Genomic DNA, 13,077 nt, shown 5'->3' on the forward strand with positions numbered 1-13,077 from the left:
AAGGGCTTGATAACAAGAAGGAGTGGACGTTAAGTTATTCAGTTTATTGCAGTGAGATTAAGTAATTATCAGTTTTTGTCAGTTAATGTCAGCGCAAATAGGTTAGAAAAACATAATATATATGACGTCCATAATCGCCAGCAGCGACCATAAAATAATGTAGAGCATGAAATGCTCGCGAATATTATTAACCAGATAGTGAAAGATGCGACGCATCAATGTTATTCCTGTTATTAAAAATGGCCTCACCAACGAGGCCGTTGATCAATTATCGCTTAAAACGGGACAGACGGAATGGCGTCAGGTCAAAGGCTGACGGTTTACCCTGGGCAAAATCAGCGGCAATTTCGCCCAGTACGGAAGCAAACTTAAAACCGTGTCCGCTGAGTCCGGTAATCACCAGCGTGTTGTCATGGTCTGGCAGCGTATCGATAATGAAGTCTTCATCTGGCGAGTTATCATAAGTACAGGATGCGCCATGCAGACAACAGCCGATGCCAGGCAAAACAGCGCGCAGGAATGGGAAGGCCTCAGAGCCATCGCTGGCGACAGTGGCAAACGGTTTACGCTCTTCAGGTGAATGAATGACCTGTCCGCCGTTATGCCTGCCAATTTTTAACTCGTCATTTTCAGCTGGAAAACCGTAGTATTGATCGCCATCAGGCAGTTCGCCGGTAAATGCCGGGAATTTGTTTTTGACACTGTAGCGTCCGTCAGCCTGATACCATGCGAATACCTTACGCACCGGTTGTATCGGCAGTTCAGGCAGTAATGCCTTGACCCAGGTACCGGCGCTGACGACGACTTTTTTCGCGTGGTAGTCACCATCGGCTGTTGCAACCGTTACGCCATCATCGTGGTGATGAATTGCCGTGACGGGGCATTTAAACAGTTGTGCACAACCCGCCTCTTCAGCCAGGCGAATCCAGGTTTTAATGGCTAACTCACTGCGTAAAAAACCGGATTCGGCTTCAAAAAGTCCGATATAGTTTTCAGGCACGCGAATTTCTGGCCAGCGAGCCATGATAGCTTCTGCATCCAGCTGTTCGACTTTGAGCTGCCACTGTTTTGCACTTTGCGCCACGGTTGCTAAGAAAGTTGAATCTGCGGGCCCCAGGTTGATAACGCCAGAGCGAACAAAAACAGGTTCTTCATTTTGTGCGGAAAGTTCATCCCACAAGGTCTGCGCACGCAGGACCAGTGGGACGTATTTTTCACCTTCGCCATAAGCATGACGAATTAATCGTGTATCGCCGTGGTGGCTGCCTTGCTGATGCGGTGGCATATGAGCGTCGATCATCAGAACGTTGAGACCGGCGCGCGTGGCGTAGTATCCGGCTGCGGCGCCCACGGAACCGCTGCCAATAATGATTAAGTCGTATTTCATCCGCTTCTCTCTGCAATCGCGATAGTATACCTTAAATAATTCGAGTTGCAGGACAAAACGCCCCGGCCGTTTTGAACGCTACTTGCAGCGGCCCTGAAAGGGCGAGGCCCAGGGAGGGGCCGAGTAATAAAGCCAACGCGCATGCAACTTGAAGTATGACAGGTATAGCAGGGTAAATAACTGAACCGGAATATTCAACCTGCAAATAAGAAAGGCACCGTGAAGGTGCCTTTTGATGGTTGGATGTATCAGGTTTAATGTCGCTGATACTCATTTACCTGGTAATCACCGGATTCAATTTTGGCGATTCCGGCTTCTAATATCGAAATAAATTGCCTGGCAACATCAGTGGTTAACCAGAGCGTTTGACCGACTTCAGTCCCATCCGGGTCCGGACGATTCGGGGTCTGGTAGTGCAAACGCAGCATCAGCGCATCGTAGCTATCAACAGTGCTGATGTCCCATCCTACAAGTGGATGAGTCTGAATGACTTCATTATTCTTTTCCATCATGCCCCCTAATTCGTGTTACTAGACAACGGTTTTCGAGGTTCAATGCGTTTTTTTCTGAAGCAACTTCAGTATATCAATAAATAAGGGTATTCATTGAAAATTTAAAGAGGGCGGCGCATAAATTTTTTGTTTTCAGTGGTATCTGACTAATAAAACAACATGTTATTCATTTTTTTTTAGCATGTTGTGCAATTATTTTGGTGTTCTGATTAAAAGATAATCAAGGTGTTTAATATAAATTGTCTGCTAGCGTAGTAAATGCAAGATTGATTAAAAGGCTGCACGTATAAAAAAGCCGGGGCGACCCGGCAAACAAACATCACTGCATATCATTTTTTATTCGTTGATGAACCAGTCATCTGCGCTTTCCCAGGTTTCCTGTAGGATTTCGCTGATGCGTTCTTTGTCCTCTTTTGTTGCGCCAATAACCGACAGATTGTTTGCCCCGGCATAGCGAACGGTAACGTTACCTTCGTTATCCGGAAAATGATGATGAATACGGCGGGAGAGTTCACCTGCCAGCGCGTCGATAGCACCGGCTGGTAAAGGTGAAGTTTTGGCAATAGTGACTTCAATACGCATAATAGCCCCCTGTTGGATGTACTGGTTATTTATACAGTTAACTGCGCCAGTTGACAACAGTGGGCTACACTTTTTTAGCGTTTTACTGACCAGCGTACGGTTTCACCGCCAAGGAATGGCACCAGCGTGTCATTTTCCAGTGCGATGCTATCCGGTACCTGATGTTCAATTTTCTCCAGTTCAATGAAGGTATCATTGACGGGTAGGCCGTAGAACTGTGGACCGTTCAGTGAGCAGAAGGCTTCAAAATGCGTCAGAGCATTCATCTCTTCGAACACGGTAGCATAGCTTCCCAGTGCTGTCGGCGCGTTAAAGCAACCTGCACAGCCGCAACTGGACTCTTTACGATGACGTGCATGCGGTGCGGAGTCGGTGCCAAGGAATGCACGGCTGAATCCGCTGGCAACCAGTTCACGCAGCGCCTGCTGGTGAATATTACGTTTGAGTATCGGCAGACAGTACAGGTGCGGACGAATTCCGCCGACCAGCATATGGTTGCGGTTAAACATTAAATGCTGTGGTGTGATGGTTGCTGCAAGAAGCTCGTTGCCATCGCGAACGTATTCGGCAGCATCTTTGGTCGTGATATGTTCAAACACCACTTTTAGCGCGGTTAAACGCTGACGCAAGGGATCCATCACCGTTTCGATAAAACGTGCCTCGCGATCGAAAATATCGATATCAGCGTGCGTCACTTCACCATGCACCAACAGGGGCATCCCCAATTTCTCCATGCGCTCCAGTACCGGCATAATGGCATCGACTGAGGTTACGCCGTGTGTAGAGTTGGTTGTTGCATTGGCGGGATAAAGTTTAGCGGCAGTGAAGACGCCTTCGTTGAATCCACGCTCAAGTTCATTAGGATCCAGCGTGTCCGTTAAGTAGCAGGTCATTAACGGAGTAAAGTTATGTCCGGCGGGTACAGCGTCCAGAATGCGTTGGCGGTACGCAATAGCAGCGTCAACGGTAGTGACCGGTGGAGCGAGGTTTGGCATAACAATCGCGCGACCATAAGTTTCACTGGTATAAGGCACGACAGTTTTTAACATGTCGCCATCGCGAAGGTGAAGGTGCCAGTCGTCTGGGAGGCGGATCTTTAAAACCTGGGATGGTGCAGTCATCAATATGCTCCGGCTGAGGATAGTCTTTTTTGCCGGAAACAAAGGATAAGCGGAAACGTTTTCGTTTGCACGAAAAAAAAGGACGCATTAGCGCCCTGTTGTTTATTAATCGGTGAACGGGATAATGATTTCGCCCGGTTTAACTTCAATCCCTTTCGCCAGTTTTTTCGCCAACGCTTCGCCTTTGCTGCTGTCTTCACGCAGAATATAGGCTGGTTGCTGGTTAAAGTAATTCCGCAGCGACTGATTTAAGTAGGGCATCAGAGTTTGCAGTACAGATTGCATTTTCTCTGGTGTGACGGTCGCATCCACCACTTCCATCTCTTGCAGATAAATCGCGCCTTTTTCTTTATTGAAGACTGGCAATGCTTTTAACTTCAACTTCATGGTCGCTTTCTGGCTACCAAAAAGGGAATTCATATCCAGATTGGCATCGCCTGTCAGCGTCACTTTATTCGGTTCTTCGCGACCAATCTGGCTGGCGAGATTGGTCAGTACGATGTGGGCTTCCGCCACGCCAGGCAGACCAATATCTTTCGAAAAGTCGTTATGCTTAGCCAATGCCTGATTAATTTCTTGCTCGCTAACCGTGTATTGTGTGAGTTGATTACAACCAACCAACAGGCCGCTGACAATCAGTGCAGCAGCAAAAAAAATCTTTTTCATGGGGTTCCTCAACATGATGCTTGTGGCGTAATCGTGACACAATGCAGCATCAAGCACCAGCGGCCCGGACACCAGCAGAAAAAACTGAAATTGAGTCCGGGACGTCTGATCGGCTATCAGGCATCAGGTTCCAGCATGCCGCGTGACGGGCGTTTATGGCTAAACTGCCAACCCAGCGCGAGGAAGGTGATAAAGCCGATAATGCCGAGCATCATCCACGGGAGCTCTGGCTGTGACAATGCTTTACCCATGTCAAACAGCCAACCGCCACCGATATAACCGATGGCGCCGCCGATGGCTAATCCGAGGCGGCTAAAGCCCATGTAACTGCCCCGTGCGCGCGCATTTGCCAATGACGCGCTCAGCGTCTCGCGTGCCGGTTCCGCGATGACAGAACCGATATAGAAGGTGCAAATCAGGGTGAAAAGCTGCTGTAAATTCCCGACCAGACCGATGGGCATCATGCTAAGAGACATGATCAGCAGGCCTGCCATCAGTCGATGTTCAAGACGAAAACGTTTCTCACTCCAGCGGGCGATAGGGTAGAGCAGCGTTAAAGAGAGACACGCTTCGATAGCATACATCCACTTCACGGCGGCCGGCGAACCGGCAATGTCATTAACCATAATCGGCAGCATTAACATAACCTGTACCGCCAGCATGTAATACCCCGCCAGCGTCAGGACATAGGTGACAAATCGTTTGTCATGCATCACATGACTCATGCCTTCGCGCACGGGAATCTTCACGGTGGATAGCTTCCATGCCGGAAGCAGCCAGGCGTTAAACGCAGCGCACAGAACGAACAAAATCGCACCCGTGGCACAAACCAGGCGGAAATCGTACTGCAACAGCCAGCTGCCGAGTAATGCACCAACAACGGCGCCCGCACTGTCCTGCATCATCAGAATAGAGAAAAAGCGTCCGCGCTTTTCCGGGCGGATCAGTTTGACCACCAGTGCCGAGCGGGGTGGGTCGAATAATGTACCGCCTAAGCCGGAGAGGAAACAGGAGAACCACAATAGCCAGGGTTCGTGAGCAATTCCCATCGTGGCGAACCCGGCAGCACGCATCAACATGCCGGTCACAATCATGGGTTTGGCACCAAAGCGGTCAGCAATTGCGCCGCCAAAAATCCCCAGCCCTTGCTGAATAAATTGGCGCAATCCAAGTGCGATACCGACCATCACGGCGGCCCAGCCCATTTGGTCGACGAAACGGATAGAGATCAGTGGGAAAACGACAAAGAAACCCAGCACGACCAGCATATTATCGATGAGCAGGAAATATTTACCCAGGTTCCTTGCCTGCGAGACTTGCGACATTTCCCCTCCAGGGAAAAAACTCGTCACTCGGTGGAGAGTTTAAAAGATAAGCACCTTCTATTCTGCGGTGTCGTTTGCGCTTTTCCCACCCCTGGCTGGACAATATTTTTTTATCAAAAGTCAGTCTTGATAGAGAGTTTTCATCAAAATGTGTGAATAATTCAAAAAATGGCATTTTGCTCTTTTCACAGGGTGTATTTGCACAGGTATAGTAATGCGAATTGCGTATTGAAGACGTTACGGGAAGGAGTAGGTATAGAATGTTTGGCTATCGCAGTAACGTGCCAAAAGTGCGCTTAACCACGGACCGCCTGGTCGTGCGTTTGGTGCATGAGCGTGATGCCTGGCGTCTGGCAGATTATTACGCAGAAAACCGTCATTTCTTAAAGCCCTGGGAACCTATTCGCGATGAAAGCCACTGCTACCCCTCTGGCTGGCAGGCGCGTCTGAGCATGATCTCTGAATTTCATAAACAAGGCACGGCCTGGTATTTCGCGCTGCTCGATCCAGACGAAAAAGAAATTATCGGCGTTGCGAACTTCTCAAACGTGGTGCGCGGATCTTTCCACGCCTGTTATCTCGGTTATTCCATTGCGCAGAAGTGGCAAGGGCAGGGACTGATGTACGAAGCCCTGACCGCCGCTATTCGTTATATGCAGCGGACGCAACATATTCATCGCATTATGGCGAACTACATGCCACACAATAAGCGTAGCGGCGATTTGCTTGCGCGACTTGGCTTTGAGAAAGAAGGGTATGCAAAAGACTATCTGCTGATTGATGGGCAGTGGCGCGATCATGTGCTTACGGCGTTGACAACATCAGAATGGACCCCCGGTCGCTAAGTTTCAGGCGCGCGGCCTGAATAATGGAGAAGACGATGAAATACGAATTAACCGCCACCGAAGCACGTGTGATTGGCTGCTTATTAGAAAAACAGGTTACTACACCGGAACAATATCCCCTTTCCGTGAATGGTGTGGTGACCGCGTGTAATCAAAAAACCAACCGTGAACCGGTGATGAATCTATCGGAAGCCGAGGTGCAGGATCAGCTTGATAACCTGGTAAAAAGGCATTTTCTGCGTACGGTGAGCGGCTTTGGTAATCGTGTGACTAAATACGAACAGCGGTTCTGTAATTCAGAGTTTGGCAATCTTAAGCTTAGTGCGGGTGAAGTGGCATTGATCACCACGCTGTTACTGCGTGGCGCACAGACGCCGGGTGAATTGCGTAGCCGCGCATCCCGAATGTATGAGTTCAGCGATATGGCGGAAGTGGAGTCGACGCTGGAAAAACTGGCTACCCGGGAAGATGGCCCTTATGTGGTTCGCCTGGCGCGTGAACCTGGAAAACGAGAAAGTCGTTATATGCACCTGTTTTGTGGCGAGGTTGATGAGTCACTCTCTCCGGCAGATGAACCGCAGACGGCGTCTGGAGATTTGCAGGCGCGTGTTGAAGCGCTGGAAACCGAAGTGGCAGAGTTGAAACAGCGGCTCGATTCGTTATTGGCACATCTGGGAGACTAACGTGGGAAAATTGCGTATCGGCGTGGTCGGGTTAGGGAGTATCGCGCAAAAGGCATGGTTGCCTGTGTTGGGCGCATCTGCGGACTGGACACTGCAGGGCGCATGGTCGCCCTCGCGGGAAAAAGCACAGCGTATTTGTGAAACCTGGCGAATGCCATACGTTGATTCCGTACAGAATTTAGCGGCAACCTGCGATGCCGTTTTCGTTCATTCCAGTACCGCCACCCACTATGCCGTAGTGAGTGAGTTGCTGAATGCCGGCGTTCACGTTTGCGTGGACAAGCCGCTGGCAGAAAATCTGCGCGAAGCTGAACAACTGGTGGAGCTGGCGGCACGGAAAAAGCTGACGCTAATGGTTGGGTTTAATCGTCGCTTTGCGCCGCTGTACCAGGATCTCAAGGTGCAGTTGGGCAATGCGGCGTCTGTTCGTATGGACAAGCACCGTACGGACAGCGTCGGGCCGCACGATCTGCGTTTTACGCTGCTGGATGATTATCTGCACGTGGTAGACACCGCGCTGTGGCTGGCAGGAGGAAAGGTTCAACTTAATGGCGGCACGCTGTTAACAAATGACACCGGTGAGATGCTTTATGCTGAACATCATTTTTCTGCCGACCAGCTACAGATAACTACCAGTATGCACCGCCGTGCTGGTAGCCAGCGCGAGTGCATCCAGGCCGTGACGGAGGGGGGCTTGATTGATGTGACGGATATGCGGGAATGGCGCGAAGAACGCGGGCAAGGTGTGGTACATAAGCCAATTGCAGGATGGCAAACGACGTTAGAACAACGTGGGTTTGCCGGATGCGCACGTCATTTTATAGCCTGCGTACAAAATCAGACGGTTCCTGAGACGGCGGGCGAGCAGGCGATTCTGGCGCAGCGTGTGGTTGAAAAACTGTGGCGGGAGGCGATGGCGGAATAACCCCCTGTAACATCTGGCGGTAGTAATTCACGGTAATCCAGGTACTATATGCCCACTCAAAAAACACCTCTTTTCAAGCGATAGACCAGTTTGTCGGCCTGATAAGACGCTTTAGCGTCGGCATCAGGCCCTGCGACATTGCCAGATGAGGGCTTAACGCCTTCTCCGGCCTATGGACTGGCTATGCGGGGTTCTGCCTCAGAGTCTGGAATACAACATAGATGAATTTATTAAAATCGCTGGCAGCCGTCAGCTCGATGACGATGTTCTCACGTGTGCTGGGTTTTGCGCGTGACGCGATTGTCGCCAGAATCTTTGGCGCAGGGATGGCGACCGACGCCTTTTTTGTGGCATTCAAACTGCCTAACCTGTTGCGCCGTATTTTTGCTGAGGGTGCGTTCTCTCAGGCGTTCGTACCGATTCTTGCCGAATACAAAAGTAAGCAGGGTGAAGACGCCACCCGCGTGTTTGTCGCCTATGTTTCTGGTCTATTGACGCTGGCGCTGGCCGTCGTCACGGTGGCCGGGATGCTTGCTGCGCCGTGGGTGATAATGGTCACCGCGCCAGGGTTTGCTGATACTGCAGATAAGTTCACACTGACCACCCAACTGCTGCGAATAACCTTTCCTTATATTCTGCTGATTTCGCTGGCCTCGCTGGCAGGTGCAATCCTTAACACATGGAATCGCTTCTCCATTCCAGCGTTTGCACCGACGTTTCTGAATATCAGCATGATCGGTTTTGCCCTGTTTGCCGCACCTTATTTCCATCCACCGGTGCTGGCGCTGGCGTGGGCTGTCACCGTGGGCGGTGTGCTGCAACTGGTTTATCAGCTTCCACATTTGAAGAAAATTGGCATGCTGGTACTGCCGCGTGTCAACTTCCGCGACGAAGGGGCAATGCGCGTCGTGAAGCAAATGGGACCGGCGATCCTTGGGGTTTCCGTCAGCCAGGTTTCAATGATTATTAACACGATTTTCGCCTCGTTTCTGGCCTCCGGCTCGGTGTCATGGATGTACTATGCTGACCGTCTAATGGAGTTTCCCTCCGGTGTTTTGGGGGTAGCTCTTGGGACAATCCTGCTGCCATCACTGTCCAAAAGTTTTTCCAGCGGAAATCATGATGAGTATTGTCGCCTGATGGACTGGGGGCTGCGCCTGTGCTTTCTGCTGGCGTTACCCAGTGCCGTAGCGTTGGGTATTCTGGCGAAACCGCTGACGGTGTCGCTGTTCCAGTACGGAAAATTTACCGCGTTTGATGCGGCAATGACCCAGCGTGCGCTGGTGGCGTATTCGGTCGGGCTGATTGGTATTATCATCGTGAAAGTACTGGCGCCTGGTTTTTACTCGCGTCAGGATATTAAAACGCCGGTAAAAATTGCCATTGTGACGCTGATTCTGACCCAGGTGATGAACCTGGCGTTTATCGGGCCGTTGAAGCATGCCGGACTGTCATTGTCGATCGGTTTGGCGGCGTGTCTGAATGCTTCACTGCTCTACTGGCAACTGCGTAAACAGAAAATATTCACCCCACAGCCGGGCTGGGCCTGGTTCGTGACGCGTCTGGTGATTTCAGTGCTGGTGATGTCTGCTGCGCTGGTAGGGATGCTTTACGTTATGCCGGACTGGTCACAAGGGACAATGGTGTGGCGTGTGATGCGTCTGATGGCGGTGGTGGTCGTGGGAATCGTTGCCTACTTTGCCGCTCTTGCTGTGCTGGGCTTTAAAGTGAAAGAGTTCGTTCGCCGGACGGCGTAATGGACATCTTATGCCGGATGGCGGTACCACGCCGCATCCGGTCAACAGAATAGCGTTGCCTGATAAGCACAATGCCATCAGGCAATGATCAAATAGAGAATTTTTTCCCGCCGCGATGTGCCGCAGAGGTCTGGCCGTTCGCGCCATACAGCGTCGGCTCCTGGTGCGGTTTCAGCACTTGAATTGCCTGTTGATTGCGTTCAATTTGCCCTTCCAGCAGCCAACCATTGTGCTGGTTGAGATCGCGCAAATGCTGTGTTTTCTGAGTGATTGTCTGCCAGCGCTCGGCAATCTCATCGTTGGCGCTGCGCGTGGCGTCATTTTCCAGGCGGCGCTGTTGTTCCAGATAATCGAGGGTGGCCAGCAAAGAACTTTTTTCTTCTGTAATTCGCTGTAGCTGGCTACCGTTGATCTGCCCTGCAGAAAGCTGATGCTGCTCAGCATCCATCACCGTTTTCAGGTCATTGAGGACGGTCGTCATCTGATCAAGTATTTCTGACAAACGAGTCATACTTTATTTACTCTGTAGGTAGCTCTGTGCCTCGCGGATCAGCGAGTCGGCAATTTTTCCGGTATCCATTTTCAGCTCGCCGTTACGGATCGCGGTTTTCAGCGCTTCGACACGTTCCATATTGATGTCATTGGTGCCGGGCTGCATCAGTTTGGCCTGAGCGTCACTCAGCATTACGCTGGTGCTGTTTGTCGTTGCTGTTTTTTCCTTCCGCGCTTTTTGTACCGGCGAGTCGCTGGTTTCGCGTGGCTGGACAGTGCTTACTGGCTTCAATGGTGAGGTACGATCAATACTCATTTTTTCTATCCTCATCGAGGGGTTACGCTATAGCGGCCCGCTTTAATCATTGGTTGATTATCTATCGGCACTCGCTAAAAAATCTTTAACCTATTATAGGTTAATAAGAATATTCCCATCAGAATCGACGATTCCACTCACCACCTGACCAGAAATCATCCGCACTCGTGCGTTTTGTGCGACGGCTGCATTGTTGAGCGCTTTACCTTCGGCATTGACCTGAAAACCCTCTCCGTTGGCGATAACCATCACGCGTTGACCCGCTTTTACTCGCCAGGCCTGGCGCAACATTGTGAGCTGGATGGGCTGACCAGGAACCAGGTCGCGCAGGCTCACGGCATCCTGAACCTGATTAATGTCCAGTATGGCGCGTGGCGGCAGTTGATCCAGGCGACCGCGTTTTAGCGTTACGCTGGTCGCGTTCAGGACGCTTCCACGGGCAACAGGGGCCGCTGTGACAACATAATTGCCGGTGGCTTGCACATTTACCTGCAGATAGCGTTTTTCATTGGCGCAGCGGGCCAGCACGTTCACGTTACCCCACAGTTTCGCACTGCCGGACACGCTCAGAGCAGGCTGATCGCAGCTGGGTTGCAAGTTTGGCGGCGTACGGACAGTGACGACCACCTCATCGCTAAACCCGGCCAGGCGCTGGGAAAACCACGCTGTTAACTGCGAATTCAGGTCTTGTGCCAGCGTCATCGGGCTGAACAGCAGTGCTGCCACGACTATTCCACGTTTAAACGTTTGCATCAAAACCTCGCGCTTTTTCAGGTAGTGGCAGGATTCTACCTGTGTGACGCAGTCATCAACGCAACAAATAGCGACGCATTTTGCGTTTATTCCGGCGATAACGCGCGCGTGATGGGATTTAAGCTGTCGGCTGAATTTTGTCATTTGCGGAGGAGATATGCTCGATAAGCTCGACGCCGCCTTACGTTTTCAACAGGAAGCGCTGAATTTGCGCGCCCAACGCCAGGAAATATTAGCGGCCAACATTGCCAATGCGGACACGCCGGGGTATCAGGCGCGCGACCTGGATTTCGCCAGTGAATTAAAAAAAGTCATGGTGCGAGGGCGGGAAGAAACAGGCGGTGTTTCGTTGACGCTGACCTCTGCACAACACATTCCTGCTCAGACTGTCTCGGCGCCTTCTACGGAGTTGCTCTATCGCATTCCTGACCAGCCGTCTCTGGATGGCAACACGGTGGATATGGACAGGGAGCGTACGCAGTTTGCGGACAACAGCCTGAAGTACCAGATGGGGCTTACCGCATTAGGTGGGCAAATCAAGGGCATGATGAACGTGCTGCAAGGAGGGAACTAACCCGTGGCGTTGCTCAATATTTTTGATATCGCAGGTTCTGCGCTGACGGCTCAGTCTCAACGTCTGAATGTGGCAGCCAGCAATATGGCGAATGCGGATAGCGTGACCGGACCTGATGGTCAGCCGTATCGCGCAAAGCAGGTTGTTTTTCAGGTCGATGCAGCACCAGGTGCAGCAACCGGTGGCGTAAAAGTCGCTGACGTCATTGAAAGTCAGGCGCCGGACAAGCTGGTTTATGAGCCGGGCAATCCGCTGGCGGATGCGAATGGCTACGTAAAAATGCCGAATGTCGACGTGGTCGGCGAGATGGTTAACACCATGTCTGCTTCACGCAGTTATCAGGCAAACGTTGAAGTGCTCAATACCGTGAAAAGCTTGATGCTTAAAACGCTGACGCTGGGCCAGTAAAGGAGGCGCACATGTCCGTTGCTGTAAAAATGAATGACCCGAGTACGTCGGGTGTTAATGCTGCCACTGGCAAAAGTTCGCTGACAGGGAGCAACGCGGCTGATCTGCAAAGCAGCTTTCTGACGCTTCTGGTTGCGCAGTTGAAAAACCAGGACCCGACCAACCCGCTGCAAAACAATGAGTTGACTACCCAGTTAGCGCAAATCAGTACCGTAAGCGGCATTGAAAAATTGAATACCACGCTGGGATCGATCTCTGGACAGATCGATAGCAGCCAGTCGTTGCAGGCCAGTACTCTGATTGGCCATGGTGTCATGATCCCGGGAACCACCATTCTGACCGGTAAAGGTGCGGAAGAAGGGGCAACGACGACCACGACACCGTTTGGCGTTGAGCTGCAGCAACCGGCAGATAAGGTTACCGCAACCATTACCGATAAAGACGGCAAGGTGGTACGCACCATTGATATTGGCGGGTTGAAAGCGGGTGTGCATACCTTTACCTGGGACGGCACGATGACGGACGGCACGGATGCACCGAGCGGTTCGTATAACGTCTCGATTGCGGCCAGTAATGGCGGAACGCAGCTTGTGGCGCAGCCTCTACAGTTTGCGCTGGTGCAGGGTGTTATCCGCAGTAACGGCGGTAACACGCTGGATCTGGGCACCTATGGAACCACCACCCTCGACGAAGTACGGCAGATAATCTAAGCCTTCACACTTATCAGGAGT

At 51.4% G+C, this 13,077-nt stretch carries 17 protein-coding genes; 7 read left to right on the forward strand and 10 right to left on the reverse strand.

Annotated features, from left to right (window positions below; all coding sequences use genetic code 11):
• Positions 1-102: 102 nt before the first annotated feature.
• The 7 genes from ACLJXE_RS02390 to mdtH form a co-directional block, all read right to left on the reverse strand.
• Positions 103-216, reverse strand: a complete 114-nt coding sequence (locus ACLJXE_RS02390; RefSeq protein ID WP_003846814.1) for a YceO family protein — start codon at positions 214-216, stop codon at positions 103-105.
• A gap of 52 nt (positions 217-268) precedes the next feature.
• Entirely contained in the window at positions 269-1,387 is a 1,119-nt protein-coding gene (gene solA / locus ACLJXE_RS02395; RefSeq protein WP_410749996.1) for an N-methyl-L-tryptophan oxidase, read from the reverse strand.
• Positions 1,388-1,641: 254 nt separating this feature from the next.
• Positions 1,642-1,896, reverse strand: a complete 255-nt coding sequence (bssS, locus tag ACLJXE_RS02400) for a biofilm formation regulator BssS (RefSeq protein ID WP_003036154.1) — start codon at positions 1,894-1,896, stop codon at positions 1,642-1,644.
• A 339-nt stretch (positions 1,897-2,235) separates the two neighbouring features.
• Positions 2,236-2,481 carry a DNA damage-inducible protein I gene (gene dinI / locus ACLJXE_RS02405; protein WP_006685106.1) on the reverse strand — a complete coding sequence of 82 codons (246 nt, stop codon included), beginning with the start codon at positions 2,479-2,481 and terminating at the stop codon, positions 2,236-2,238.
• A 74-nt stretch (positions 2,482-2,555) separates the two neighbouring features.
• Positions 2,556-3,602 carry a dihydroorotase gene (gene pyrC, locus ACLJXE_RS02410; protein ID WP_410749997.1) on the reverse strand — a complete coding sequence of 349 codons (1,047 nt, stop codon included), beginning with the start codon at positions 3,600-3,602 and terminating at the stop codon, positions 2,556-2,558.
• A gap of 105 nt (positions 3,603-3,707) precedes the next feature.
• Positions 3,708-4,268: a lipoprotein gene (locus ACLJXE_RS02415; protein ID WP_061068127.1), complete on the reverse strand. Its 561-nt coding sequence runs from the start codon at positions 4,266-4,268 to the stop codon at positions 3,708-3,710.
• A gap of 116 nt (positions 4,269-4,384) precedes the next feature.
• Positions 4,385-5,593, reverse strand: coding sequence for a multidrug efflux MFS transporter MdtH (mdtH, locus tag ACLJXE_RS02420; RefSeq protein WP_286629201.1), 1,209 nt, complete (start codon positions 5,591-5,593; stop codon positions 4,385-4,387).
• Positions 5,594-5,853: 260 nt separating this feature from the next.
• Here mdtH and rimJ point away from each other — a divergent pair, with 260 nt between their 5' ends.
• From rimJ to murJ, 4 genes are all read left to right on the forward strand, one after another.
• The gene (gene rimJ / locus ACLJXE_RS02425; RefSeq protein WP_271450131.1) at positions 5,854-6,438 is read left to right on the forward strand and encodes a ribosomal protein S5-alanine N-acetyltransferase; all 585 of its coding nucleotides are present in this window, start codon (positions 5,854-5,856) and stop codon (positions 6,436-6,438) included.
• Positions 6,439-6,473: 35 nt separating this feature from the next.
• Complete coding sequence (locus tag ACLJXE_RS02430) at positions 6,474-7,121, forward strand: YceH family protein (RefSeq protein ID WP_410749998.1); 648 nt, start codon at positions 6,474-6,476, stop codon at positions 7,119-7,121.
• A gap of 1 nt (position 7,122) precedes the next feature.
• Positions 7,123-8,046: a Gfo/Idh/MocA family protein gene (locus ACLJXE_RS02435; RefSeq protein WP_410749999.1), complete on the forward strand. Its 924-nt coding sequence runs from the start codon at positions 7,123-7,125 to the stop codon at positions 8,044-8,046.
• Positions 8,047-8,267: 221 nt separating this feature from the next.
• Positions 8,268-9,803, forward strand: a complete 1,536-nt coding sequence (gene murJ / locus ACLJXE_RS02440) for a murein biosynthesis integral membrane protein MurJ (protein ID WP_410750000.1) — start codon at positions 8,268-8,270, stop codon at positions 9,801-9,803.
• Between the two features lie 88 nt (positions 9,804-9,891).
• Here the strand turns inward: murJ and flgN are convergent, their stop codons facing one another.
• The 3 genes from flgN to flgA all read right to left on the reverse strand — a co-directional run bounded on the left by flgN (position 9,892) and on the right by flgA (position 11,364).
• Positions 9,892-10,314 (reverse strand): flagella biosynthesis chaperone FlgN, encoded by a 423-nt coding sequence (gene flgN, locus ACLJXE_RS02445; protein WP_410750001.1) that lies wholly within the window; start codon positions 10,312-10,314, stop codon positions 9,892-9,894.
• A 3-nt stretch (positions 10,315-10,317) separates the two neighbouring features.
• Positions 10,318-10,611: a flagellar biosynthesis anti-sigma factor FlgM gene (flgM, locus tag ACLJXE_RS02450; RefSeq protein WP_005129057.1), complete on the reverse strand. Its 294-nt coding sequence runs from the start codon at positions 10,609-10,611 to the stop codon at positions 10,318-10,320.
• A 93-nt stretch (positions 10,612-10,704) separates the two neighbouring features.
• Positions 10,705-11,364 (reverse strand): flagellar basal body P-ring formation chaperone FlgA, encoded by a 660-nt coding sequence (flgA, locus tag ACLJXE_RS02455; protein ID WP_410750002.1) that lies wholly within the window; start codon positions 11,362-11,364, stop codon positions 10,705-10,707.
• A gap of 157 nt (positions 11,365-11,521) precedes the next feature.
• On the opposite strand from flgA, the gene flgB reads away from it, so the two are divergent.
• Genes flgB through flgD form a run of 3 tightly spaced genes read left to right on the forward strand, consistent with a single transcriptional unit; the run spans position 11,522 to position 13,056 of the window.
• On the forward strand, positions 11,522-11,938 hold the full coding sequence (gene flgB, locus ACLJXE_RS02460) for a flagellar basal body rod protein FlgB (RefSeq protein ID WP_003036189.1): 417 nt from the start codon (positions 11,522-11,524) through the stop codon (positions 11,936-11,938).
• A 3-nt stretch (positions 11,939-11,941) separates the two neighbouring features.
• Positions 11,942-12,346, forward strand: a complete 405-nt coding sequence (gene flgC / locus ACLJXE_RS02465; protein ID WP_045441655.1) for a flagellar basal body rod protein FlgC — start codon at positions 11,942-11,944, stop codon at positions 12,344-12,346.
• Positions 12,347-12,357: 11 nt separating this feature from the next.
• Positions 12,358-13,056 carry a flagellar hook assembly protein FlgD gene (gene flgD / locus ACLJXE_RS02470; protein ID WP_286629207.1) on the forward strand — a complete coding sequence of 233 codons (699 nt, stop codon included), beginning with the start codon at positions 12,358-12,360 and terminating at the stop codon, positions 13,054-13,056.
• The last annotated feature ends 21 nt before the right edge of the window (positions 13,057-13,077 follow it).

The organism is Citrobacter sp. U14242 (assembly GCF_046555775.1).
Lineage (GTDB): Bacteria > Pseudomonadota > Gammaproteobacteria > Enterobacterales > Enterobacteriaceae > Citrobacter.

Bases quoted from the DNA above. Each gene is read 5' to 3' on its own strand.
- ACLJXE_RS02390 (WP_003846814.1), bottom strand. From the start codon at position 216: ATGCGTCGCATCTTTCACTATCTGGTTAATAATATTCGCGAGCATTTC.
- solA (WP_410749996.1), bottom strand. From the start codon at position 1,387: ATGAAATACGACTTAATCATTATTGGCAGCGGTTCCGTGGGCGCCGCA.
- bssS (WP_003036154.1), bottom strand. From the start codon at position 1,896: ATGGAAAAGAATAATGAAGTCATTCAGACTCATCCACTTGTAGGATGG.
- dinI (WP_006685106.1), bottom strand. From the start codon at position 2,481: ATGCGTATTGAAGTCACTATTGCCAAAACTTCACCTTTACCAGCCGGT.
- pyrC (WP_410749997.1), bottom strand. From the start codon at position 3,602: ATGACTGCACCATCCCAGGTTTTAAAGATCCGCCTCCCAGACGACTGG.
- ACLJXE_RS02415 (WP_061068127.1), bottom strand. From the start codon at position 4,268: ATGAAAAAGATTTTTTTTGCTGCTGCACTGATTGTCAGCGGCCTGTTG.
- mdtH (WP_286629201.1), bottom strand. From the start codon at position 5,593: ATGTCGCAAGTCTCGCAGGCAAGGAACCTGGGTAAATATTTCCTGCTC.
- rimJ (WP_271450131.1), top strand. From the start codon at position 5,854: ATGTTTGGCTATCGCAGTAACGTGCCAAAAGTGCGCTTAACCACGGAC.
- ACLJXE_RS02430 (WP_410749998.1), top strand. From the start codon at position 6,474: ATGAAATACGAATTAACCGCCACCGAAGCACGTGTGATTGGCTGCTTA.
- murJ (WP_410750000.1), top strand. From the start codon at position 8,268: ATGAATTTATTAAAATCGCTGGCAGCCGTCAGCTCGATGACGATGTTC.
- flgN (WP_410750001.1), bottom strand. From the start codon at position 10,314: ATGACTCGTTTGTCAGAAATACTTGATCAGATGACGACCGTCCTCAAT.
- flgM (WP_005129057.1), bottom strand. From the start codon at position 10,611: ATGAGTATTGATCGTACCTCACCATTGAAGCCAGTAAGCACTGTCCAG.
- flgA (WP_410750002.1), bottom strand. From the start codon at position 11,364: ATGCAAACGTTTAAACGTGGAATAGTCGTGGCAGCACTGCTGTTCAGC.
- flgB (WP_003036189.1), top strand. From the start codon at position 11,522: ATGCTCGATAAGCTCGACGCCGCCTTACGTTTTCAACAGGAAGCGCTG.
- flgD (WP_286629207.1), top strand. From the start codon at position 12,358: ATGTCCGTTGCTGTAAAAATGAATGACCCGAGTACGTCGGGTGTTAAT.